This window comes from Flagellimonas olearia (assembly GCF_009184425.1).
Taxonomy (GTDB): Bacteria; Bacteroidota; Bacteroidia; order Flavobacteriales; family Flavobacteriaceae; genus Flagellimonas; species Flagellimonas olearia.
Window position 1 is genome coordinate 1 of sequence record NZ_WELG01000110.1, and the last position, 356, is coordinate 356.

Sequence of the window (356 nt, forward strand, 5' to 3'; positions counted from 1 at the left end):
TCAACGCGCGACATCTTTATCGCGGCGAAATCAAGTCTACTGGCGACGGGACCCCAAACGGCTTCAAAACTCAAAAAAGAGCCTATGGTTGGTCTTATTTATTGCTCAGGAGGCTTCACCTCAAATTTCAGGTCATTCCGACATCGTTTGACCTAGTTTCAGCTTCTGACAGAAAATCGGCAGCTCTATGCGACAAAGTCTTCGGCTTTCCCGGAAAATTAGGAAACTTTGCACTCTAAAATGCAAGGATTCTCATCAAGTTTTCTACAGGGAAATCAAGCCAATAAATGAGGAAAAATGTCAAGAAAAATACAGGAGAAAACGGCGGCGAAAAAGACCTCAAAAAACCCGAAAAA

The 356-nt window shown here is 43.0% G+C and carries 1 protein-coding gene; it reads left to right on the forward strand.

The genetic code is table 11. From position 1 onward, the window contains the following. Positions 1-239 (forward strand): hypothetical protein (locus F8C76_RS18905; RefSeq protein ID WP_211372201.1); only part of this gene is annotated, 239 nt, incomplete at its 5' end. Positions 240-356: the final 117 nt, after the last annotated feature.